The sequence below is a fragment of the Pseudomonas sp. ACN8 genome (assembly GCF_002303925.1).
Taxonomy (GTDB): domain Bacteria; phylum Pseudomonadota; class Gammaproteobacteria; order Pseudomonadales; family Pseudomonadaceae; genus Aquipseudomonas.
Genome location: NZ_MRCS01000043.1, coordinates 16704 through 39709 on the forward strand (window position 1 = coordinate 16704; position 23006 = coordinate 39709).

The window sequence follows — 23006 nt, forward strand, 5'->3', positions numbered from 1 at the left end:
GTCGGGTAATAACAATAATGAACCCCAGCCTGTCCGATACACCCGCGCTGTCACGGCGCGGGCTGCTTAAATTCAGCCTCGGCGCCACGGCTTTCCTCGCCACCGCCGGACTCGGAGCCAGCCTCAGCGGTTGTTCGTCGAGCGCGCCGGCCAATGGTTTCGTCACGTTACGCAGCGGCGACCTGCTGTTCTTGCGGGCATTGATTCCGGTCATGCTCGAGGGTGCCGTGACCGCCGAACGGATGCCCGAGGCTGTCGAGGGCACACTGAAAAGCCTGGACTACAGCCTCGCCCACCTGTCGCCGGAAATGCTCAAGCTGACCCAACAACTGTTCGATGTGCTGGGCATGGCCGTGACCCGCGGACCGTTGACCGGGATCTGGGGCAGCTGGGAAAACGCCAGCGCCAACGACATCCGAGCCTTTCTCGATCGTTGGGAAAACAGCTCGTTGAGCCTGTTGCGCATGGGCCACAGCTCCTTGCTGCAACTGGTCATGATGGCCTGGTACGGGCGCAAGGAATCGTGGGCGCATTGCGGGTATCCCGGGCCGCCTACAGTCTGAAACCGAGTCCCCCCCTATCGCGAGCAGGCTCGCTCCCACAGGGGATTTGTGAACGATGCAGAACCAGTGTGGGAGCGAGCTTGCTCGCGATGGGGCCAGCCGCTTCACCGCCCACCCCAACAATAAAAAGAGAACCCGAAGATGCCCGTACCCGATCCGTTCCGCGAAGGCATGGCCCGAGGCTGGAAAACCTACAACGGCTCGCAACTGACCCAGGACCTGACACTCGAAGCGGACGTGGCGATCATCGGCAGCGGTGCCGGCGGCGGCACTACCGCCGAAATCCTTAGCGCAGCCGGCTACAAGGTGCTGCTGATCGAGGAAGGCCCGCTCAAGACCAGCAGCGACTTCAAGCTGCTCGAGGACCAGGCCTACGCCAGTCTGTATCAGGAAGGCATCGGCCGCATGAGCAAAGACGGCGCGATCACCATCCTCCAGGGCCGGGCGGTGGGCGGCACCACGCTGATCAACTGGACCTCCAGTTTCCGTACGCCGGAGCCGACCCTGGAACACTGGGCCAAGGAGCACAACGTCAAGGGCCACAGCCCGGCGGAAATGGCGCCATGGTTCGAGAAAATGGAGCAACGCCTGGGCGTCGCGCCGTGGATGGTGCCACCCAACGCCAACAATGATGTGATCCGCAAGGGCTGCGAAGCACTGAACTACTCGTGGCACGTCATCCCGCGCAACGTTCGCGGCTGCTGGAACCTCGGATACTGCGGCATGGGCTGCCCGACCAACGCCAAGCAATCGATGATGGTCACCACCATTCCAGCGACCCTGGAAAAAGGCGGCGAGTTGCTTTACCTGGCCCGCGCCGAAAAACTTAACATCAGCGGCGACAAGGTCACCGGCCTGCAATGTTCGGCGATGGATGAACGCTGCGTCGCACCGACCGGGCGCACCATCACGATCAAGGCGCGGCATTTCGTGCTGGCCGGTGGCGGCATCAACAGCCCTGCCTTGCTGATGCGTTCCGGGGCACCCGACCCGCACGAGCGCCTGGGCAAACGCACGTTCCTGCACCCGGTGAACATGTCCGCCGCGCTGTTCGATGAAGTGGTCAACCCCTTCTACGGCGCGCCGCAGTCGATCTATTCCGACCATTTCCAATGGCAGGACGGCACCACGGGCAAGATGTCCTACAAACTGGAAGTCCCGCCCCTGCACCCGGCGCTGGCCACGACACTGCTCGGTGGTTTCGGCCAGGAAAATTCGCAGCACATGGCCAATCTGGCCCATACCCACGCCATGCTGGCGTTGCTGCGGGACGGTTTTCACCCTGACAGCCCCGGTGGCAGCGTCGAATTGCGCAGCGATGACACGCCGGTGCTGGATTACCAGCTATCACCCTACGCCTGGGATGGATTGCGCCGGGCGTTCCATACCATGGCCGAGATCCAGTTTGCCGGTGGCGCCAAGGCCGTGATGCCGATGCACGCCGACGCCCGCTACGTGAAGACCCTCGCCGAAGCGCGCACCCTGATCGACGGCCTGAGCCTGGAGTTGTATCGCACACGCCTGGGCAGCGCCCATGTGATGGGCGGTTGCGCCATGGGTGAGGACCCGACAATCGCGGTGACCGACAGTCTCGGCCGGCATCATCAACTGGGTAATCTGTCGATTCACGACGGCTCGCTGTTCCCCACCAGCATTGGCGCCAATCCGCAGCTGTCGGTCTACGGACTGACGGCGCAACTGGCGACTTCCCTGGCCGAACGTTTAAAAAACCCGTGAAAATGACGATAATTCCCATCGTCTATAGTGCTTTCTTACCCAACAGGCGACTTGGCCGACCGGGAAGGCTGCGATACCATCCGACTCCCCAACGGATTCCCGCCAGGACGACGCGATGAACCGAGTGTTGTACCCAGGTACCTTCGACCCTATTACCAAGGGCCATGGCGATCTGGTCGAACGCGCCTCGCGCCTGTTCGATCACGTGATCATCGCCGTTGCCGCTAGCCCCAAGAAAAACCCGCTGTTTCCTCTGGAACAACGGGTAGAACTGGCGCGCGAGGTCACTAAACATCTGCCGAACGTTGAAGTCGTCGGCTTCTCGACGCTGCTGGCGCACTTCGCCAAAGAGAAGAACGCCAACGTGTTCCTGCGTGGATTGCGCGCAGTATCGGACTTCGAATACGAGTTCCAGCTGGCCAACATGAACCGCCAACTGGCACCGGATGTGGAAAGCCTGTTCCTTACCCCGTCCGAACGCTACTCGTTCATTTCCTCGACGCTGGTCCGTGAAATCGCAGCCTTGGGCGGCGATATCACCAAGTTCGTGCACCCTGTGGTGGCGGACGCACTGACCGAACGTTTCAAGAAGTAATATGCAGGAGCGAGCCTGCTCGCGATGGACGTCAACGATAGCGCGGGAAACCTGACACCCCGCGGCGTTCTCGGGTTCATCGCCAGCCGGCTGGCTCCTACAGTACGTCGCACCTGCGTGCATCGCAGGCGCCAATGCGGCACAATTGTGTGCATTGGTTTATTGCGCCCGGGCTTGCCGCCCCGGCTGGAGTTAGCATGTCCCTGATCATCACCGACGATTGCATCAACTGCGACGTCTGCGAACCCGAGTGCCCGAACGCCGCCATTTCCCAAGGCGAAGAGATCTACGTGATCGACCCGAACCTGTGCACCCAGTGTGTCGGCCACTACGACGAACCGCAGTGCCAGCAGGTCTGCCCGGTGGATTGCATTCCACTGGACGAAGCTCATCCGGAGACTGAAGAACAGTTGATGGAGAAGTACCGGAAAATTACCGGTAAGGCTTGAATGTTGTAGTGTTCTTTCGGGCCTCATCGTCGGAACGCCGCTCGGAGCAAGCTCGCTCCCACACTGGATCTGCGTCGCTCACAAATCCCCTGTGGGAGCGAGCTTGCTCGCGATGGCGTCATCAGCCTCACTGAAGATCCAACTGACTTTCAGCTCTGACAACGCGGGCAAAAAACGCTGGCGCGCTGCCCGAGCTTCACTTCCCGCAGGCCCGTGCCACAGACCTTGCAGTGCTCACCGCCACGGCCGTACACGAACAGTTCCTGCTGGAAATAACCAGGCTGACCGTCACCACCGATAAAGTCCCGCAACGTGGTACCGCCGCGCTCGATGGCAGCCGCGAGGATGCGTTTGATCTCAATGGCCAGTTTCAAGTAACGCGCCCGGGAAATGCTCTTGGCCTCGCGACGCGGATCGATCCCGGCCGCGAACAGCGCTTCGGTCGCGTAGATATTGCCCACACCCACCACCACCGCGTTATCCATGATGAACGGCTTGACCGCCATCGAACGTCCACGGGACTGTTGGAACAGGCGTTCGCCGTCGAACAGGTCGGTCAGCGGCTCAGGTCCCAGGCGGATCAACAATTCATGATTGAGCGGATCGAGACTCCAGAGCATTGCGCCGAAGCGCCGCGGATCGGTGTAACGCAGGGCCAGGCCCGACTCCAGCTCGATGTCCACATGTTCATGCTTGGCCGCCGGCAGCCCGGCCTCCACCAGACGCAAATTGCCTGACATGCCCAAATGACTGATCAAGGTGCCGACTTCAGCATTGATCAGCAGGTATTTGGCGCGCCGCTCCACCAATACGATGCGCTGCCCGGACAAGCGCACATCGAGGTCTTCGGGAATCGGCCAGCGCAAGCGCCGGTCACGCACGATCACCCGGCTCACACGCTGGCCTTCCAGGTACGGCGCGATGCCGCGACGGGTGGTTTCGACTTCTGGCAATTCAGGCATGGTGCTCTCGGCTCAGGCGCATGGCCTGGAAGGTTCCGACACTCAGCGATGAGTGCCGAGGTCGCGAATCGTCTGCTTGAGGGTCTCGAAGTCGTAGTCCGAGAGGCCGACATAATCGAGCACCAGTGGCGCGATGCTGTTCCACTCGTGATCTTCGGTCTGGTTGCCCAGCACCCGGTGCGACGCGCAAATGTGCTCGGCCATTTTCAGGATCGCCAACAGGTTCTTCAACGAACTATTGCGCGAAGATTCATCGCTGAAGATCGCCAGGGCATTGTGGTGATTGGCAATCGCCGCGCTCACGTGCTCCGGCAGACGCCAGGATTTGGCCGTGTAATACCCGACCACCGAGTGATTGGTATTGAACACCTGGTTCTCCGTATCCACCACCCGGCACTCGGCACTGGCGTTGGCATAGGCCTGCTCCAGAACGCCCATGTAGTCGGGGAAACGCTGGAGCATCAGGGGCACGCCGCAGTCGTGGAACAGGCCCAGGGCATAGGCTTCGTCGCCATTTTCAACGCCGATGCGCTTGGCCAGGGTCAGGCAGGTCATGGCCACGTCCTGGGCGGTGTCCCAGAAACGGTTCAGGGTGACGATGGTGTCGTCATTCATCTCGCCCTTGATCGACTGCGCATTGATCAGGTTGATGACCGAGCGGCTGCCCAGCAGATTTACCGCGCGCTGGATCGAAGCAATCTTGTTGCTCAGCCCGTAATACGGCGAATTGACGATCTTCAGCAGGGAACCGGAAAGGCCCGGGTCCTGGGAGATCAGCCTGGCAATGACTTCCAGATCCGGGTCGGGCATGTACTGCTCCATCTGCAAATCCACCATGATTTGCGGCTGGGCCGGTACGCTGATGCCCTGCAGGGCTTGTTGGATCTGTTCGCAAGTCAGCTCTTGGGACATTTGTGCACACTCTGGGTCAGACGATGATTCTAACCTTTATGAAGTTGGATCCGACATACCAAATCGCAAGACAACCCTCGCCACATGTCCACTTGCAGGCCAATCCGGGGTCTCAACACGCTATACTCCCGCTCTTTTTTCCGGAGCGACGACATGTCCCTGCCTAGCCTGCGCCTCAAAGCCAACGCCGACCGTCGTCTGCGCAACGGTCACTTGTGGGTCTACAGCAACGAAATCGATGTAGCCGCTACACCTTTGCACGGTTTCAAGGCCGGCGACCAGGCGATCCTCGAAGCCGCCGGCGGCAAGCCGCTGGGTATCGTTGCCATGAGCCCGAACAACCTGATCTGCGCCCGACTGCTGTCGCGCGACATCAAGTTGCCGCTGGACAAATCGCTGCTGGTGCATCGCCTGAACGTGGCCCTGTCCCTGCGCGATCGCCTGTTCGACAAGCCGTTCTATCGCCTGGTCTACGGCGACTCCGACCTGCTGCCAGGCCTGGTGGTCGACCGTTTCGGCGACATCCTGGTGGTGCAGATCGCTTCGGCCACCATGGAAGCCCATAAAGACGACGTGATTGCAGCGCTGACCCAAGTACTCAAGCCAAGCGGTATCCTGTTCAAGAACGACTCCGCCGCCCGTGACGCCGAAGGCCTCACCCGCTACGTCGAAACCGTATTCGGCCTGGTGCCGGAGTGGGTTGCCCTCGAAGAGAACGGCGTGAAATTCGAAGCACCGGTCATCCAGGGTCAGAAAACCGGCTGGTTCTACGACCACCGCATGAACCGCGCACGCCTGGCACCCTATGCCAAAGGCAAACGCGTGCTCGACCTCTACAGCTACATCGGCGGCTGGGGCGTGCAGGCTGCCGCGTTCGGCGCCAGTGAAGTGTTCTGCGTCGACGCATCGGCCTTCGCCCTCGACGGCGTCGAGCGCAACGCCGCGCTGAACGGCTTTGCCGAGAAAATGACCTGCATCGAAGGCGACGTGTTCGAAGCCCTCAAAGAACTGAAAGCCAGCGAAGAGCGTTTCGACGTGATCGTGGCCGACCCGCCGGCGTTCATCAAACGCAAGAAAGACATGAAGAACGGCGAAGGCGCCTACCGCCGCCTGAACGAGCAAGCCATGCGCCTGCTCACCAAGGATGGCATCCTGGTCAGCGCCTCCTGCTCGATGCACCTGCCGGAAGACGACCTGCAGAACATCCTGCTGACCAGCGCCCGCCACCTGGACCGCAACATCCAGATGCTTGAGCGTGGCGGTCAGGGTCCGGATCACCCGGTGCATCCGGCGATTGCCGAGACTCGGTACATCAAGAGCATTACTTGCCGGTTGTTGCCTAACAGCTAAAACGCAAACCACTGTAGGAGCGAGCTCGCTCGCGATGGTCGTCAATGATAACGCTGGGGGCCTGACACCCAGCGGTGTTCTCGAATTCATCGCGAGCAATCGAGCGTCGACCGGCTGCTCCTACAGAGGTTTCCGGCATCAAAACAGGAAGCCTCCTACAGCGCTTTTGATTGAACTCCCCGCGCCCCAGACTAGTATCGGTTTCTGGTTTCAAGCATGAACACTTGATCACTCCGGAAAACAAAAACAATGTCTGAGTCCTCTTACCCAGCTCTAAGTGGCGACCTGAAACGCCAACGAATCTCCCGCTTTATCCTGATTACCAATATCTCGCTAATCAGTTTTTTCCCGCTGAACATCCTACTGCCTTCTTTTCCTGCCTTGGCCTCGAAGTTCGACAGCTCAACCGCTGACATCGCCCTTTCCATCAGCCTGTTCACGCTGGTTTTTGCGCTTTCTCAATTAATAACCGGCCCGCTTTCAGATAAGTGGGGGCGCAAGGAAGTTCTTCTTGGGTGCATCTTTGTTTCTACCCTCGGCTCGATAGGCTGCGCGCTGGCGACGGACTTCCCAAGCTTCCTGGCGTTTCGTGCAGTCCAAGCCATCGGGTGTGGTTTTTTTGTGCTGGGTCATGCACTGGTGGAGGATTTGTTCGATGAACAGGACAGGGCCCGGGGGCGCATTTATTACATGACGCTGAGCGGTTCCTTTGTTGCACTGGCACCGCTGTTAGGCTCTTGGCTACAAACCACTTTCGATTGGCAGGGTAGTTTTTATGGTTTTGCGCTCATGGCGCTCGGCATGCTGATCCATGCCCAACTGATACTGCCTTCCAAGGCAGCCCTCCCAGAAAAAACATCCGTTTCAGTCGTCCGTACGCTGAAATCCATCGCTGGGAATCAAGACTTCATCCGCTATTGGTGGATAGCCGCGTTAGTGTTCGCTTGTTATTTCGCGTTGATCAGCGTGACACCGCTGATTTTCATGGATGAGTTGAAACTGTCCGAGTACCAGTACGCGTGGGTACTCGTGGTGTATGGGGTCGCCTATTTCCTGGGTGGAGTCGTTGCTACCGCCGTGCAGAAACATATCTCCCTCTCTGTGCAAATCAACATCGGCCTCGGACTACTGGGTGCCGCCGGCCTGTTGTTGATGTTAATCATCCTTAATGAGGCGATGACAACCATCACCCTGCTCATACCGATGGCGATCAGCGCTCTGGCGGTCACCCTGGTACGGCCTGCCGCCATTTCCGCAGCCATGTTGCTGTTCTCAGACAGCGCAGGGACGGCAGCATCCGCAGGCAACAGCATCATGTTCATTACCGCCGCCGTCAGTAGCGCCGCCCTCGCACAAACCGGGGAAAATTTGCTGATGACCATTGCTGTCAGCTTCATCGCTTTCAGCTTCTGGGGCTTACTAACAAATGCTCGGATCGGATACTGACTGTAGGAGCGAGCTTGCTCGCGAAGACCGAATAGACACCGCGGATAACCAAACGCACCCGCGTTATCGTTGACGTTTTTCGCGAGCAGGCTCGCTCCTACAGGGGGCAGCGATACATTCAGAACCATTGTCGCCAGTACGTTCTATCCCTCTGCACCTAACGTTGTCTCTTCCAGCCATAGAAGAGGACAACGGAATGTCCAACACCCCGCATGCCCATCATTTACGCACCGGTCGCTACTCGGAAACCGGCCGGGTTTATTTGCTCACTGCTGTCACCCACCAGCGACAACCCATCTTCAAGGAGTGGCATATGGGTCGTATGGTGGTAAGCGAATTCAGGAAGGCAATAGAGGACGGCCAAGCCTCCTCTATTGCCTGGGTGGTCATGCCGGATCATTTTCACTGGCTGGTCGAGTTGCATAGCGGTGATTTACCGAAACTGATGCAAGCCACAAAATCTCGAAGCGCCCGCGCTATCAACAAGGCGAGAGGTTGTCACGAGACGCTATGGCAAAAAGGTTATTTTGACCGGGCGTTGCGTCGCGAGGACGATCTGAAAGCGATGGCCCGATACATCGTTGCCAACCCATTGCGAGCAGGGCTAGTCGACCATATCGGCGAATATCCGTTATGGGACGCCATCTGGCTCTGAAACGCAGCCAACTGTAGGAGCGAGCTTGCTCGCGATGGTCGTCAACGATAACGCTGGCGGCCTGACACCCCGCGGCGTTCTCTGGTTCATCGCGAGCTAGCTCGCTCCTACAAGGATTGCGCCCGCACGTCTTGTGAATGCTGCCTTCACGCTTGCAGCCATTCCCTCCAGCCGCCAGCCGTGTAGAATCGCGAACATTCATCGCCAGTCATCCCCGGCGGGTTTATGAGCTCAAGCTGAAGCGCGCGGCGATCCCGCAAAGTTATCGGCAACTTCCGGACACGCGGCCATTTCTGGGTGTTCCAGACGTCAATAGAAGCTCACTTCCCTTTTGATACCTGATTAGCCGCCCGGAGTGCTTCATGCCTGATTACCGCTCGAAAACATCCACCCACGGCCGCAACATGGCCGGTGCCCGCGCACTGTGGCGCGCCACGGGGATGAAAGATGACGACTTCAAGAAGCCGATCATCGCCATTGCCAACTCGTTCACCCAGTTCGTACCGGGCCACGTCCACCTCAAGGACCTGGGCCAACTGGTCGCCCGCGAGATCGAACGCGCCGGCGGCGTGGCGAAGGAATTCAACACCATCGCTGTCGATGACGGCATCGCCATGGGCCACGACGGTATGCTCTATTCGCTGCCGAGCCGCGAGATCATCGCCGACTCCGTCGAGTACATGGTCAACGCCCACTGCGCCGACGCCATCGTCTGCATCTCCAACTGCGACAAGATCACCCCCGGGATGCTGATGGCGGCCCTGCGCCTGAACATCCCGGTGATCTTCGTCTCCGGCGGCCCGATGGAAGCCGGCAAGACCAAACTCGCTTCCCACGGCCTCGACCTGGTCGACGCCATGGTGATCGCCGCCGACTCCAGCGCTTCTGACGAGAAAGTCGCTGAGTACGAGCGCAGCGCCTGCCCGACCTGCGGTTCGTGCTCCGGCATGTTCACCGCCAACTCGATGAACTGCCTGGTCGAAGCCCTGGGTCTGGCATTGCCGGGCAACGGTTCGACCCTGGCCACCCACAGTGACCGCGAACAGCTGTTCCTGCAGGCCGGCCGCACCATCGTCGAGCTGTGCAAGCGTTACTACTTTGAAAACGACGAGTCGGTATTGCCACGTAACATCGCGAACTTCCAGGCGTTCGAAAACGCCATGACCCTGGACATCGCCATGGGCGGTTCCACCAACACCATCCTGCACTTGCTGGCCGCTGCCCAGGAAGCCGAGATCGATTTCGACCTGCGCGACATCGACCGCCTGTCCCGTCACGTGCCGCAACTGTGCAAGGTCGCGCCGAACATCCAGAAGTACCACATGGAAGACGTGCACCGTGCCGGCGGGATCTTCAGCATCCTCGGTTCGCTGGCCCGTGGCGGCTTGCTGCACACCCAGCTGCCGACCGTGCACAGCCGCAGCATGGAAGAAGCCATCGCCAAGTGGGACATCACCCAGACCACCGACGAGGCCGTGCACCACTTCTTCAAGGCCGGTCCGGCGGGTATCCCGACGCAAACCGCGTTCAGCCAGTCGACCCGTTGGGAAACCCTGGACGACGACCGTGAAAACGGCTGCATCCGCAGTGTCGAGCATGCGTACTCGCAAGAAGGCGGCCTGGCCGTGCTCTACGGCAACATCGCCCTGGACGGCTGCGTGGTGAAAACCGCCGGTGTCGACGAGTCGATCCACGTGTTCGAAGGCAACGCGAAGATCTTCGAAAGCCAGGACAGCGCCGTGCGCGGCATCCTTGCTGACGAAGTGAAGGAAGGCGACATCGTCATCATTCGCTACGAAGGCCCGAAAGGCGGCCCGGGCATGCAGGAAATGCTCTACCCGACTTCGTACCTGAAATCCAAAGGCCTGGGCAAAGCCTGCGCCCTGCTCACCGACGGCCGTTTCTCCGGCGGCACCTCGGGCCTGTCCATCGGCCACGCTTCGCCTGAAGCGGCTGCCGGCGGCGCGATCGGACTGGTGCAGGACGGCGACAAAGTGCTGATCGACATTCCGAACCGCTCGATCAACCTGTTGGTCAGCGACGAAGAACTGGCTGCACGCCGGGTCGAGCAGGACAAGAAAGGCTGGAAACCGGTGGAAGTGCGTCCACGCAAAGTGACCACCGCGCTGAAAGCCTACGCCCTGCTGGCCACCAGTGCCGACAAGGGTGCGGTGCGTAACAAGGCGATGCTTGACGGGCTGTAAGGCTTAACCGTCGAACAAAAAATGCCCCGCCAAAGTGCGGGGCATTTTTATTTACGAAGCTTTCTGTAGGAGCGCGCTTGCTCGCGATGAACGCAAAGACACCGCGCTAAATCAGAAAGCACGCGTCATCGTTAACGACCATCGCGAGCAAGCTCGCTCCTACAGTAGTAATCCGGTCTTACTGGATGTCTTCAGGCTTGACGATCACCCAGTTCTTGTCAGCCGTCACCGTCAACCCTTCCTTGGCCTGGGCCGCGGCGTTCTTGGCCATCATGCCGTTGATCTGGGTCATGTACTTGTCCTTGCGGTTGACCCACAGATGGATGCCGCCCTTGGCCACGTCAACGCTGTGAAACAGCATGTAACCATCGCTGCTCGGGGTATCGCCGCCGACCAGCACCGGTTTTTTCCATTCATCGATGTAGGTCAGGATCGCCGCCTGTTTGCCGGCCATCCAGGTTGCCGGGGTCCACAGGTATGGGGTCAGTTCGAGGCCGAGGTTGGCCTTCTCGTCATATTTGCCGGCGGTGACCTGCTTGCGCGCGGTGGTCAGTTCGCCAGTCTTCGGATCCTTGAGCAGCAGCGACACGCCGATCACGTTCTGCGGTTTGACGTTGTAGCCATACTTCGGATCGGCCGCGACCATGCGCACCAGCTCTTCGGAGGCGGCGGTCATCACGTAGACCTCGATGCCATTCTCCATCAGTTTGTTGTACAGCTCTTGCTGGCCGGTGAAGATCTTCGGCGGGTTGACGTCGAGTTTCTTGACCACGTCGCCTTCGTAATAAGTGGCCGGCACCGGTTTGCCCGACGCCATCATCTCGTCGACGTAGCCCTTGAGTTCCTTGAGCGTAAAGCCGGAGAACACTTGGGCGACCCATGGATAGCAAACCATGTCGTCGACTTCGCAGAGGCGGTAGTAGTAGCTGAACAGGCTTTCCTTGTGGTCGGCGGTGTCCTTGAACGGCATCAGTTTCAGGGAGGGATCGAGCTTGTCGCGGGTGATCAGGCCCTTGTTCTCCATGAACGGCAGCAACGACTCTTCGAGGTCGTAGCGGTAACTGGTGTTGTCCATGTCGAACACCGCGTAGTTACCCTTGTTGGCGTTGGCGGCGATCATCGCGTCCAGCGCCTTGGCCTGATCGGCGGGCCAGTGTTTCAGATCCGTTGCGAGAACCTGGCCGGCGAGGCCGAGGCAAAGTGCTGCAGCCAGCAATTTCGGTGCGAACTTCATTGGCTTTCTCCCTGAATATGAAAGAGATCGACGCTAACAAATAAGTGTGACAGTCCCCGCCTGTCAGCGACCGCGCACGTCCCTTTCGCGCCAGCTGCATTTCTGACAGCGACATCCGCTTATTCCAAAAGCGACGGAAACCATGCGTTTTTGATATTAATTCATTAGTTTTCAAGCTGTTAGGCTTACCGGTCCGCAGCTACCCCGGATGGTAGCTGGCACAAGTCTCACTCGGAGCTCTCATGAATCTGCCGCTGATTCTCAATCTGCTGGTGTTCCTCGCCCTGCTCTTCGGTCTGGCGCAAACCCGCCACACCACTTGGAGCCTGGCGAAAAAAGTCCTGCTCGCACTGGTGCTGGGCGTGGCGTTCGGTGTGGCGCTGCACACTGTCTACGGTGCCGGCAACCCGGTACTCAAAGCCTCGATCGGCTGGTTCGATCTGGTAGGCAACGGTTATGTGCAACTGCTGCAAATGATCGTGATCCCGCTGGTGTTCGCCTCGATCCTCAGCGCCGTGGCCCGCCTGCACAATGCCTCGTCGCTGGGCAAGATCAGCTTCCTGACCATCGGCACGCTGCTGCTCACCACGGCCATCGCGGCGCTGATCGGCATTAGCCTGACCAACCTGTTCGGCCTGACCGCCGAAGGCCTGGTGGCTGGCACCCAGGAAATGGCGCGCCTGCAAACCATCCAGTCCGACTACGCCGGCAAGGTTGCGGACTTGAATGTGCCGCAGCTGTTGCTGTCGTTCATTCCGCAAAACCCGTTCGCCGATCTGGCGCGGGCCAAGCCGACGTCGATCATCAGCGTGGTGATTTTCGCGGCGTTCCTGGGTGTCGCGGCGCTGCAATTGCTCAAGGATGATGTCGAAAAAGGTCAGAAAGTGATCAACGCCATCGACACCCTGCAAGCCTGGGTGATGCGCCTGGTGCGCCTGGTGATGAAGCTGACCCCGTACGGCGTATTGGCGCTGATGACCAAAGTGGTCGCCGGTTCCAACCTGCAAGACATCATCAAGCTCGGCAGTTTCGTGGTGGTGTCCTACATGGGCCTGGGCCTGATGTTTGTGGTGCATGGCTTGCTGGTGTCGGCCGCCGGGATCAATCCGCTGCGCTTCTTCCGCAAGATCTGGCCGGTGCTGACGTTTGCCTTCACCAGCCGCTCCAGCGCTGCGACGATTCCGTTGAGCATCGAGGCGCAGACCAGTCGCCTGGGCATTCCGCAGTCCATCGCCAGTTTAGCTGCGTCGTTTGGCGCAACCATTGGCCAGAACGGTTGCGCCGGCCTGTACCCGGCGATGCTGGCAGTGATGGTGGCGCCGACCGTGGGCATCAACCCGCTGGACCCGCTGTGGATCGCGACACTGGTGGCGATTGTCACGCTGAGTTCGGCCGGTGTGGCTGGTGTCGGTGGCGGCGCGACCTTTGCCGCGTTGATCGTGCTGCCGGCGATGGGCTTGCCGGTGTCACTGGTGGCGCTGCTGATTTCGGTCGAGCCGTTGATTGATATGGGGCGTACGGCGTTGAACGTCAGTGGGTCGATGACGGCGGGGGCGATTACCAGTCAGGTAATGCAGCAGACTGATAAGGAACTGCTGGATGCGGATGAGCATTCGACGTTGGCTCACGCTTAAATTCTTTAGCGTCTGATCTGGCCTCATCGCCAGCAGGCTGGCTCCCACAGGGATTTTGGGTGTTCACACAATCTGTGTTTCACCTCTAACCCACTGTGGGAGCCAGCCTGCTGGCGATGCTTTTAAGCCTTTTCCCAAACTTCGAAGTTGTAAGCCGGCTTGTCGCCTTCGGCCGGGTTCGGCACATTCGACACCAGCCTCCACTGGTCCAAATCAAACTCCGGAAACCACGCATCCCCTTCCGGGCTCAGCGCCACGCGGGTCAGGTATAACCGATCGGCCTGCGCCAGCCCTTGCGCATACAACTGCGCACCACCAATCAGCATCAGCTCATCGACGCCCTGTTCCTTCGCCCATGCTTCGGCGCGAACGACGGCGGCTTCCAGCGACGGATAAACCTCCGCGCCTTCCAGCACCAGATCCGCCTGACGGCTGACCACGATGTTCAAGCGGCCGGGCAACGGACGACCGAGGGAATCCCAGGTCTTTCGCCCCATGATGATCGGCTTGCCGAGCGTGGTGGCCTTGAAATATTTGAAGTCCCCCGGCAGGTGCCAGGGCATGCTGTTGTCGACGCCGATCACACGGTTTTCACCGAGGGCTGCGATCAGGCTGAGGGGGAGTGATTTAGTCATGCCGGCGAGGATACCAGAGCCTCGCTTTCGCCGATAAGCGCCACAACGGTTATGCTCACAGCTCATTTAAGCGACGGGATGCCGCGTGACTGAACTGAATAACCTCTGGCTGACAGAAACCATCCGCCTGCGCGAAGAACACGCAGGCCCTCTGGAGGATCTCGAAGCCAACCGACTGGCCCGCAGCGCCGGCGGCGATTTGCCGTCGCGCATTCAACGCCGGGCCCTGTGGCTGGCCGAGCGCGATGGCCTGGCCGATGCCCTCAAGCACTGGCTGCAAGGCGCACGCCTGGCGCTGATCGTCATGGCGGTGCTGGCGGTGGTCAGCGGCGCCGGCCTGGCCTTTGCTGCAATGGGCGACGGCCTGCACCCGGTGAATGTGTTCTGGGCCTTGGGCAGCCTGCTCGGGCTCAATCTGATCCTGCTGCTGAGCTGGGCCCTGGGCCTGGTGTTTGCCGGCGAACACGGCGCCAGCCTCGGGCGACTGTGGCTGTGGCTAAGTGAAAAACTCGCCCGGGATGCCAAGGCCGCGCAACTGGCGCCGGCCCTGCTGCTGTTGCTGCAACGGCAGAAACTCAATCGCTGGACCATCGGCGTGCTGGTCAACAGCCTGTGGTTGCTGGCGATGCTCAGCGCCTTGGTGATCCTGCTGACGTTGATGGCGACCCGACGCTACGGCTTCGTCTGGGAAACCACGATCCTCAGTGCCGACACCTTTATCGCCGTCACTCAAGCGCTGGGTGCGCTTCCGACCCTGCTCGGTTTCAGCGTGCCGACCGAGGAGATGATCCGCGCCAGTGGTGACGCCGCCCTGAACATCGAAAGTGCCCGTCAGGCCTGGGCCGCATGGCTGGTGGGGGTGCTGCTGGTCTACGGCGTATTCCCGCGCCTGCTGCTCGCGCTGTTTTGCCTGTGGCGCTGGAAGACCGGGCAAACAGCACTGCGTCTGGACTTGAACCTGCCCGGCTACGCGCAACTGCGCGAACGCTTGATGCCCACCAGCGAACGTCTCGGCATCAGCGATGCGGCGCCTGAGCAACTGCATCGCGTGGAAAGCGGTGTTACCGAGCAGCAAAGCGACGGCGCGCTGTTGGTCGCCATCGAGCTGGACGACGACCGCCCGTGGCCACCGCAATTACCGAACAACGTCAGCAACGCGGGCATTCTCGACAGCCGCGAATCACGGCACAAACTCCTCGAACAACTGAGCCGCTTTCCCCCCGCGCGCCTGGCCATTGCGTGCGATCCACGGCGCTCGCCGGATCGCGGCAGCCTGGCCTTGATTGCCGAACTGGCCCGCAGCGCCAGCGCCACCCGTGTGTGGTTGTTGCAGGCGCCCCCCGGTGAAGCGCTGGACGCAGAACGTCTGGGCGACTGGCACGTGGCGCTTCAACAGCATGAGTTGCCGTTTGCCGATTGTGCACCGATGAACTGGCTGGAGACGGGTCATGACTAACCCCCTGAAACTCGCCATCGTCGGCCACACCAACGTCGGCAAAACCTCGTTGTTGCGCACCCTGACCCGCGACGTCGGCTTCGGTGAGGTGTCCCATCGCCCCAGCACCACGCGGCATGTCGAGGGCGCACGGTTGTCGGTGGACGGCGAGCCCTTGCTCGATCTCTACGACACCCCCGGCCTGGAAGACGCCATCGCCCTGCTCGACTACCTCGAACGCCTGGAACGTCCCGGCGAACGGCTCGACGGCCCGGCGCGGCTGGCGCGTTTTCTGGAGGGCAGCGAAGCCCGACAACGCTTCGAACAGGAAGCCAAGGTGCTGCGCCAGTTGCTGGCATCGGATGCCGGGCTCTATGTGATCGACGCCCGGGAGCCGGTGCTGGCCAAGTATCGCGACGAGCTGGAAGTGCTGGCCAGTTGCGGCAAACCCTTGCTGCCGGTGCTGAATTTTGTCAGCAGCGCCAACCATCGCGAACCGGCATGGCGTGAAGCGCTGGCGCGGCTGGGCTTGCATGCCTTGGTGCGCTTTGACAGCGTCGCGCCGCCGGAGGATGGCGAGCGTCGACTCTATGAAAGTCTCGCCCTGCTGCTGGAGTCAGCCCGGCCGCAACTCGAACGCCTGATCGCCGATCAGCAAGCCCAGCGTCTGGCCCGCCAACAAAGCGCAGAGCGATTGATTGCCGAACTGTTGATCGATTGCGCGGCTTGCCGACGCAGCGTGGCCAGTGAAGCAGAGCAGGAACAACAGGCGATCAGCGAACTGCGCAAAGCCGTGCGCCAGCGTGAGCAGCGTTGCGTCGAGGCCCTGCTCAAGCTTTACGCCTTCCGCTCGAAGGATGCCGCCGCCAGTGATTTGCCACTGCTAGATGGCCGTTGGGGCGATGACCTGTTCAACCCGGAAACCCTCAAGCAACTGGGCGTGCGCGTCGGTGGAGGGATCGCTGCCGGCGCGGCTGCCGGGGCCGGGGTCGATTTGCTGGTGGGTGGCATCACCCTGGGCGCAGCGGCATTGGCCGGAGCGATTGCCGGCGGCGCCCTGCAAACCGCCCGCAGCTATGGCAGTCGCTTGCTCGGCAAGCTCAAGGGCCAGCGCGAACTGACGGTGGATGACAACGTGCTGCGGCTGTTGGCTCTGCGCCAGCGGCAGTTGCTGCAAGCACTCAATGCCCGTGGGCATGCGGCGATGGACAGCATTCAAGTGGCCACTCCACAGGATAAGACCTGGCGCGAAGGCAAACTGCCTGAGGTGCTGAACAAGGCGCGGGCGCATCCGCAGTGGTCATCGCTCAATCCGCATCCGAAGTTGAATCAGGGGGAGCGGCAGGAGCAGGTTGAGGTGTTGGCGCAGCAGCTTTAGTGGCCTGACCGGCCTCTTCGCGAGCAGGCTCGCTCCTACAGTGGTTTCGCAGTGAACACAGAATCTGTGGTCGCCACAGCTCCTTTGTGGGAGCGAGCCTGCTCGCGAAGGCCGCACCTCGGTTCAAAGGCTTTACGCCGCCAACAACCGCACCGCCTTGTCCTTCAACACCGCCAGATCAATCACCGGCACATGCATCTCTTTCGCCAGTTCATCCCACTGGCGCATGCGCAGACTCACCGCACACAGCGGGTCCTGCTCGAACACCTGCGCCTCTTCAGCCGTCATCACCCCGCCCTGATACTCCAGGGTACGACGACTGGCTTCGCTCAAGTGCTCGTAGTACCCGGGTTCTTTGAACGTCAGGTAACGCTTGGCTTGCACGTGGTATTCGACCAGCCGTGCCATGCGCTCGCTGAAGCCGGCGCGGCGCAGGTAGTCGGCGCCGAGCCGCTCATGGCTGACCACACCGAAGCCGCCCATGTTCTCCGCACTTTCGGCGCAGATATGCCCGATATCATGAAAGAACGCCGCCAGCACCACTTCATCGTCGAAGCCTTCGGCCATGGCCAATTGCGCCGCCTGGGACATGTGCTCGATCTGCGATACCGGTTCGCCGATGTAATCGCTGTCACCAAAACGCTCGTACAAACCGAACACCTCGGCAATCACTTGCTCGTTACGCGCCATCAGATTTCCCCCAATAAGGTGGCAACGTTGCGTTCAGCCATCGCCGGCCCGACGCTCATGCCGACACCGGTGTGCATCAACGCCACGCCCAGGCCCTTTGCCGGGCGCAGGAACGAGAACGGTCCCGGCCCCCGTGAACCATAGACGCCCTGCCAGCGTTCGACCACTTGCACCTTGCAGCCCAGGGTCTGCTCGGCCAGCTCGATCATCCAGTCGTCGACCTGCTCGGCATTGAAGGGTGACGGATCGCTGCCGTAATGGTGCGAATCACCGATGATCAATTCGCCATGGGGTGTCGGGCTGATCAGCAGGTGGATGCCGTTTTCATGCAGGTGCGGCGCGTACTGCAGGATTTCTGCCTGTACCGCCGCGGCCTCCGGCAAGTCGGCGAAGGCGCCGTAGTGCACGCAGCTCAAACCGGTGAGCAACGCGTGTTGTAGGTTGAGATTGATGTGCGAGCGGGCGCGGAGCATTTGCAGGCGGCAGATTTGCGGGTCAAGTTCGGCGATCTGCTCGGCCAGCAGCGTCTGATAATCGTGGCCGGAGCAGACGATGATCTGTTCGGCACTGAAGCTGCCGGCGGTGCTGTGCAGACGACCCGGCTCGATATCGCGCACCAGGGAAGAGAAGTGAAACTTGACGCCCAGGTCGCGGCGCAGGAAGTCGATCAGCGCCGGAATCGCTTCGCGCGAATACAACTGCTGGTCGTCCATGCCATGCAACGCCGCGCGGTGATGGCGGAACTGACCGCCGTACAAATCGCGCAGCGCAGCACCGCGCAACAGGTCGACGCGGTAACCGTGCTCCACCGCGCGACCTTCGCAGAAGGCTTCCAGCAACTGTTCTTCCGCCTCGGTGCGGGCGAACAGATACGAGCCATTGCGTTTGAGTTGCAGACCGGCGAGCTGCGCCCAGTCGCCCCAGATTGCGCGACTGGCGCGGGCCAGCTCCAGCATCGGACCGGGTGGCTGGCCGGTGACCAGTGCCTGGCCGAAGTTGCGCACCGAAGCGCCGAGGGGCGTTTCGCTGCGCTCGAAAACCGTGACTTTCAGACCGCGTTTGGCGGCGGCATACGCGTGGGACAAACCCAGGATCCCGGCGCCGACGATCAGCATGTCGTTGTGTTGTGTCATGGAGTCCTGTCCTGAATTCGATACCGCTTTCGCGAGCAGGCTCGCTCCCACAGGAAAATGCATTCCAATGTGGGAGCCTGCTCGCGATGAGGCCCTGTCAGCCGATAAAGACCTTACTTGGCCGCCACTTTCTCGGACTTGCCGTCATAGCGCTTGCGCCATTCGGTCAGGATCTCGTCGCGGTTCTTCGAAGCCCAGGCGAAGTCGTTCTTGATCAGGCGCTGCTCGTAGTCGGCCGGCAGTTCGGTCTGCGGCTTGGCGATGCCAGGCTGAGCGAGCACGGCGAAGTTTTCCTTGTAGAGTTCCATCGCCTCGGGGCTGGCGGAGAAGTCAGCCAGTTTCTTCGCCGCTTCTTCGTGGGCAGTACCCTTGATCACGGCAGTCGCTTCGATCTCCCAGCCCAAACCTTCCTTCGGCAGGATGATGTCCAGCGGTGCGCCCTGGCGTTTCAGCTGAACGGCCGGGTATTCGAAAGAGATACCGATCGGGAATTCGCCAGCCGCCGCCAGTTTGCAAGGCTTGGAACCGGAGTGAACGTACTGGCCGATGTTCTGGTGCAGGCCGTCCATGTACGCCCAGCCCTGCTTCTCGCCGAAGGTTTGCAGCCAGGCGCTGACGTCGAGGAAACCGGTGCCGGACGAGGCCGGGTTCGGCATGACGATCTTGCCTTTGTACTCAGGCTTGGTCAGGTCCTGCCAGCTCACGGGCTTGGTCAGGCCCTGCTTTTCGGCTTCGACGGTGTTGAAGCAAATGGTTGCGGCCCAGACGTCCATGCCGACCCAGGCTGGCGGGCTGGCGGCGTCACGGTAGTTGGTGCCGATCTTGCCCAGGTCTTTCGGTGCGTAGCTTTGCAGCATGCCTTGCTGGTCGAGAATCGCCAGGCTGGAAGCGGCCAGGCCCCACACGGCGTCAGCCTGCGGACGGGCTTTTTCGGCCAGCAGTTTGGCGGTGATGATGCCGGTGGAGTCACGCACCCACTTGATTTCGACGTCCGGATTGGCTTTTTCGAACGCTTCTTTATAGGTCTTCAGTTGTTCGGCTTCGAGGGCGGTGTACACCGTCAACTCGGTTTTCGCCGCAAAGGCGTTCAGGCTGAAAGCGGTGAGGACAGCAGCGGCCAGGGCCATAGGCTTGAACATGATCTTTTCCTGTTTTTTGAGTTGAGGGGTTGTGCAAATTCAATGACCGGGCGCGGTCTGCCGCCAGGCCTGGGAGCGGCGCAGCAAACCGCGCGAGGCCCAGGCCAGCAGCAGGGACACGCCCGCCGAGGTAATCAGGATCAGGGTCGACATCGCTGCCGCACCGCCGACGTTGCCGGCGTCGTCCATGTTCAGCACCGCCACCGCCGCGAGGATGGTGTCGGGGCTGTAGAGGAAGATCGCCGCCGAAACGGTGGTCATGGCCGAGACGAACAGGTAGCGCACGATGTCCAGCAGCGCCGGCAGGCAGATCGGCACGGTGACCCGCAGGTAGTGGCGGTAGAGCGGCGCCTTGAGCGACAGCGCGGCGGCTTCGAACTCGGCGTCGAGTTGACGCAGCGCGGTGGTGGCGGTCATTTGTGCGGTGGTCAAATAGTGAGCAATGGTGCAGACGATCAGCAGCGTCATGGTCCCGTAGAGCACATGCAGCGGGTTGCCGGAGAGATTGAAGAAGAAGACGTAACCCAAACCCAGCACCAGGCCCGGCACCGCCATCGGTACGAAACTGAGCATGCGCAGCGTCAGATTCAGGCCGCGCTGGCCCTTGGTCTTTTCCATCAGGTAGGCGCCAGTGAAGATCAGAATGCTGCCGATCAACGCCGTGCCCAGGGCCATCTTCAGGCTATTGCCGTAGGCCAGCCAGCCACCGCCGGCGGTTTCGTTGAACTGGTAATGGTTGAGCGACAGCGACAGGTTGTACGGCCAGAACTTCACCAGGGACGAGAACACCGCCATGCCGAACACCAGCAGCAACGCGGCGCAGATCAGCAGGACGATGGCCAGGTAGCAACCGTCGCGCAGCTTCGACGGCGCGGGTTTGAACACTTGGGCGCGACCGCTCATGGAATCGCCGTGGCGTCGACGCAACCAGGCATCGACCCCGAAACTGAAGAGTGCCGGCAGCAACAGCACCATGCCGATCAGCGCCCCGCGACCGAACTGTTGCTGACCCACCACCGCCTTGTAGGCCTCCAGCGCCAGCACTTGATAGTCGCCACCGACCACCACCGGCACACCGAAGTCAGTGATGGTCAGGGTGAACACCAGGCAGAACGCAGCGAACACAGCCTGACGGGTCGCCGGCCAGGTGATGCTGCGGAAAGCTTTCGCAGGACTCGCGCCCATGCTGGAGGCGGCATCGAAAAGTCGCGCATCCGCCAGGGACAGGGCCGACAGAAGAATCATCAAGGCATGCGGGAAGGTGTAGATGACTTCGCCGAGCACAATGCCCCAGAAGCCGTAGATGTTGTCCGAGAGCAGGCCACGCAGCATGCCCTGGTTGCCGAACAGGTAAACCAGCGCGATACCGGGCAGCATTGATGGCGCCATCAATGGCAGCAGCGAGATGCCTCGCCAGATACCTTTGGCCGGAATCAAGGTGCGTTGCAGCGCGTAGGCAAACAGGTAGGCCAGCGGTACGACAATGGCCGCTACGCTGAGGGAAACCTTCAGGCTGTTGCCGAGCAACCAATGGAAGTTCTCGCTGGTCACCAGCTCTTTCGCCGCGACCCAGCCACCGCCCTGCCCGGCTTCGGCGCTGAAGCCGCGCCAGAAAATCGCCAGCAACGGCATCAATACGGCAACACCCAACAACACCAGCATGAGGACTTTGCCGCCGACCACGAACAACCGGTCACCGACTTCGGCGCGAGAGGTCTGCCGAACCTGCTTGTGCGGAATCGGCAGCGCAATGTTCGCGCTCATCAGGCAAACACCTGCAGGCTGCGCGGCGGCAAGGCGACCATAATCTGCTGGCCGCCAAGGCGCGGCATGGCTTCCGGCGCCAATTCAGCCAGCAAGGCGTGGCCCGGCAAATGATCGAGTTCAAAGCTCATGCGGCAGCGGTTGCCGAGGAAAGTGATTTCACGAACCTTGGCCGGGAACAGGTTTTCCTCGTGCACCAGCGGGTTAACGTTGATCGCTTCCGGACGGCAGAATAAACGGCCCGACGCGGTCTTGGCGCTGCCTTCGGCCAGACGCATGTTCATCCCGCCGACCTGGGCGTGGCTGTCGCTGCTGCGCTGGAACGGCAACCAGTTGCCCTGGCCGACGAACTCCGCCACGAATGGCGTGGCCGGACGGTTGTAGATTTCCTGCGGCGTGGCGTACTGTTCGACCTTGCCGTTGTTCATCACGGCGATGCGGTCGGCCATCAGCATGGCCTCGTCCTGATTGTGGGTCACCATCAAGGTGGTGATGCCGAGGTTGCGTTGCAGTTGGCGCAATTCGGTGCACAGATGCTCGCGCACCCGGGCATCGAGGGCCGACATCGGTTCGTCGAGCAGCAACAACGAAGGCGCCGGAGCCAAGGCACGAGCCAGGGCCACGCGTTGTTGCTGACCGCCGGACAACTGACCGGGGTACTTTTTCTCGCTGCCGGTCAGGCCAACCAGTTCCAGCATTTGACCGACCCGGCGACGCACTTCGTCACGACCGCTGCCGGCGAGGCCGTAGGCAATGTTCGCTTCGACGGTGAGATTGGGGAACAACGCGTAGGACTGAAACAGAATGCCGTAGTCCCGCGCCTGGGGCGCCAAGTGTGAAACGTCGCGATCACCCAGGTACAACTCGCCGCTGTCCTGCTTCTCCAGACCGGCGATGCAGCGCAGCAGGGTGGTTTTGCCACAGCCCGACGGGCCCAGCAGACACACCAGCTCACCGGCCGCCACGTCGAGGGAAACGTTGTCCAGCGCCGTGAATGCGCCGAAGCGTTTCTGTACGCCGCGCACCTTCATTGGTGCGCCGGGGTTGGTCAGGGCAGTTGCGATCGAGTTGTTCATGGACAGACCTCATCT

Annotated in this window: 20 protein-coding genes; 11 read left to right on the forward strand and 9 right to left on the reverse strand. The window is 61.0% G+C overall.

The window, feature by feature from the left end:
• Positions 1 to 17 precede the first annotated feature (17 nt).
• From BSF44_RS22120 to BSF44_RS22140, 4 genes are all read left to right on the forward strand, one after another.
• A complete protein-coding gene (locus BSF44_RS22120) occupies positions 18 to 563 on the forward strand; it encodes a twin-arginine translocation pathway signal protein (protein ID WP_095945307.1) in 546 nt (181 codons plus the stop codon).
• A gap of 141 nt (positions 564 to 704) precedes the next feature.
• Positions 705 to 2300, forward strand: a complete 1596-nt coding sequence (locus BSF44_RS22125) for a GMC family oxidoreductase (RefSeq protein ID WP_095945308.1) — start codon at positions 705 to 707, stop codon at positions 2298 to 2300.
• 115 nt (positions 2301 to 2415) lie between these two features.
• The gene (coaD, locus tag BSF44_RS22130) at positions 2416 to 2895 is read left to right on the forward strand and encodes a pantetheine-phosphate adenylyltransferase (protein ID WP_046039203.1); all 480 of its coding nucleotides are present in this window, start codon (positions 2416 to 2418) and stop codon (positions 2893 to 2895) included.
• Between the two features lie 197 nt (positions 2896 to 3092).
• Positions 3093 to 3344 (forward strand): YfhL family 4Fe-4S dicluster ferredoxin, encoded by a 252-nt coding sequence (locus tag BSF44_RS22140; protein WP_003195146.1) that lies wholly within the window; start codon positions 3093 to 3095, stop codon positions 3342 to 3344.
• Between the two features lie 149 nt (positions 3345 to 3493).
• On the opposite strand, the gene mutM is transcribed toward BSF44_RS22140, so the two are convergent.
• Together mutM and BSF44_RS22150 are read right to left on the reverse strand one after the other, a co-directional pair.
• A complete protein-coding gene (gene mutM / locus BSF44_RS22145) occupies positions 3494 to 4306 on the reverse strand; it encodes a bifunctional DNA-formamidopyrimidine glycosylase/DNA-(apurinic or apyrimidinic site) lyase (RefSeq protein ID WP_015097228.1) in 813 nt (270 codons plus the stop codon).
• A 42-nt stretch (positions 4307 to 4348) separates the two neighbouring features.
• Positions 4349 to 5218 (reverse strand): HDOD domain-containing protein, encoded by an 870-nt coding sequence (locus tag BSF44_RS22150; protein WP_095945310.1) that lies wholly within the window; start codon positions 5216 to 5218, stop codon positions 4349 to 4351.
• A 153-nt stretch (positions 5219 to 5371) separates the two neighbouring features.
• Between BSF44_RS22150 and BSF44_RS22155 the strand changes: the two genes are divergently transcribed.
• From BSF44_RS22155 to ilvD, 4 genes are all read left to right on the forward strand, one after another.
• The gene (locus tag BSF44_RS22155) at positions 5372 to 6568 is read left to right on the forward strand and encodes a class I SAM-dependent rRNA methyltransferase (protein WP_053163388.1); all 1197 of its coding nucleotides are present in this window, start codon (positions 5372 to 5374) and stop codon (positions 6566 to 6568) included.
• 249 nt (positions 6569 to 6817) lie between these two features.
• Positions 6818 to 8014 carry an MFS transporter gene (locus BSF44_RS22160; RefSeq protein WP_095945311.1) on the forward strand — a complete coding sequence of 399 codons (1197 nt, stop codon included), beginning with the start codon at positions 6818 to 6820 and terminating at the stop codon, positions 8012 to 8014.
• Positions 8015 to 8210: 196 nt separating this feature from the next.
• Complete coding sequence (locus tag BSF44_RS22165; protein ID WP_095945312.1) at positions 8211 to 8669, forward strand: transposase; 459 nt, start codon at positions 8211 to 8213, stop codon at positions 8667 to 8669.
• Between the two features lie 362 nt (positions 8670 to 9031).
• A complete protein-coding gene (gene ilvD / locus BSF44_RS22170; RefSeq protein ID WP_095945313.1) occupies positions 9032 to 10873 on the forward strand; it encodes a dihydroxy-acid dehydratase in 1842 nt (613 codons plus the stop codon).
• 178 nt (positions 10874 to 11051) lie between these two features.
• Here the strand turns inward: ilvD and BSF44_RS22175 are convergent, their stop codons facing one another.
• Positions 11052 to 12107, reverse strand: coding sequence for a phosphorylcholine phosphatase (locus BSF44_RS22175; RefSeq protein ID WP_095945314.1), 1056 nt, complete (start codon positions 12105 to 12107; stop codon positions 11052 to 11054).
• 242 nt (positions 12108 to 12349) lie between these two features.
• Here BSF44_RS22175 and BSF44_RS22180 point away from each other — a divergent pair, with 242 nt between their 5' ends.
• Positions 12350 to 13741, forward strand: coding sequence for an L-cystine transporter (locus BSF44_RS22180; RefSeq protein WP_095945315.1), 1392 nt, complete (start codon positions 12350 to 12352; stop codon positions 13739 to 13741).
• 122 nt (positions 13742 to 13863) lie between these two features.
• Here BSF44_RS22180 and BSF44_RS22185 read toward each other — a convergent pair whose 3' ends face one another.
• Entirely contained in the window at positions 13864 to 14376 is a 513-nt protein-coding gene (locus tag BSF44_RS22185) for a dihydrofolate reductase (RefSeq protein WP_095945316.1), read from the reverse strand.
• An 85-nt stretch (positions 14377 to 14461) separates the two neighbouring features.
• On the opposite strand from BSF44_RS22185, the gene BSF44_RS22190 reads away from it, so the two are divergent.
• On the forward strand, positions 14462 to 15832 hold the full coding sequence (locus BSF44_RS22190; RefSeq protein ID WP_095945317.1) for a DUF2868 domain-containing protein: 1371 nt from the start codon (positions 14462 to 14464) through the stop codon (positions 15830 to 15832).
• The gene (locus tag BSF44_RS22195; RefSeq protein ID WP_095945318.1) at positions 15825 to 17189 is read left to right on the forward strand and encodes a GTPase/DUF3482 domain-containing protein; all 1365 of its coding nucleotides are present in this window, start codon (positions 15825 to 15827) and stop codon (positions 17187 to 17189) included. Before BSF44_RS22190 ends, BSF44_RS22195 begins: the two co-directional genes overlap by 8 nt.
• Positions 17190 to 17321: 132 nt before the next feature.
• Here the strand turns inward: BSF44_RS22195 and BSF44_RS22200 are convergent, their stop codons facing one another.
• The 5 genes from BSF44_RS22200 to BSF44_RS22220 all read right to left on the reverse strand — a co-directional run bounded on the left by BSF44_RS22200 (position 17322) and on the right by BSF44_RS22220 (position 22991).
• A complete protein-coding gene (locus BSF44_RS22200) occupies positions 17322 to 17879 on the reverse strand; it encodes a phosphonate degradation HD-domain oxygenase (RefSeq protein ID WP_095945319.1) in 558 nt (185 codons plus the stop codon).
• On the reverse strand, positions 17879 to 19012 hold the full coding sequence (locus BSF44_RS22205) for a TIGR03364 family FAD-dependent oxidoreductase (protein WP_095945320.1): 1134 nt from the start codon (positions 19010 to 19012) through the stop codon (positions 17879 to 17881). Before BSF44_RS22205 ends, BSF44_RS22200 begins: the two co-directional genes overlap by 1 nt.
• 113 nt (positions 19013 to 19125) lie before the next feature.
• Entirely contained in the window at positions 19126 to 20151 is a 1026-nt protein-coding gene (locus BSF44_RS22210) for a putative 2-aminoethylphosphonate ABC transporter substrate-binding protein (RefSeq protein WP_095945321.1), read from the reverse strand.
• Between the two features lie 39 nt (positions 20152 to 20190).
• Positions 20191 to 21915 carry a putative 2-aminoethylphosphonate ABC transporter permease subunit gene (locus BSF44_RS22215; protein WP_095945322.1) on the reverse strand — a complete coding sequence of 575 codons (1725 nt, stop codon included), beginning with the start codon at positions 21913 to 21915 and terminating at the stop codon, positions 20191 to 20193.
• Positions 21915 to 22991, reverse strand: a complete 1077-nt coding sequence (locus BSF44_RS22220) for a putative 2-aminoethylphosphonate ABC transporter ATP-binding protein (protein ID WP_095945323.1) — start codon at positions 22989 to 22991, stop codon at positions 21915 to 21917. Before BSF44_RS22220 ends, BSF44_RS22215 begins: the two co-directional genes overlap by 1 nt.
• Positions 22992 to 23006: the final 15 nt, after the last annotated feature.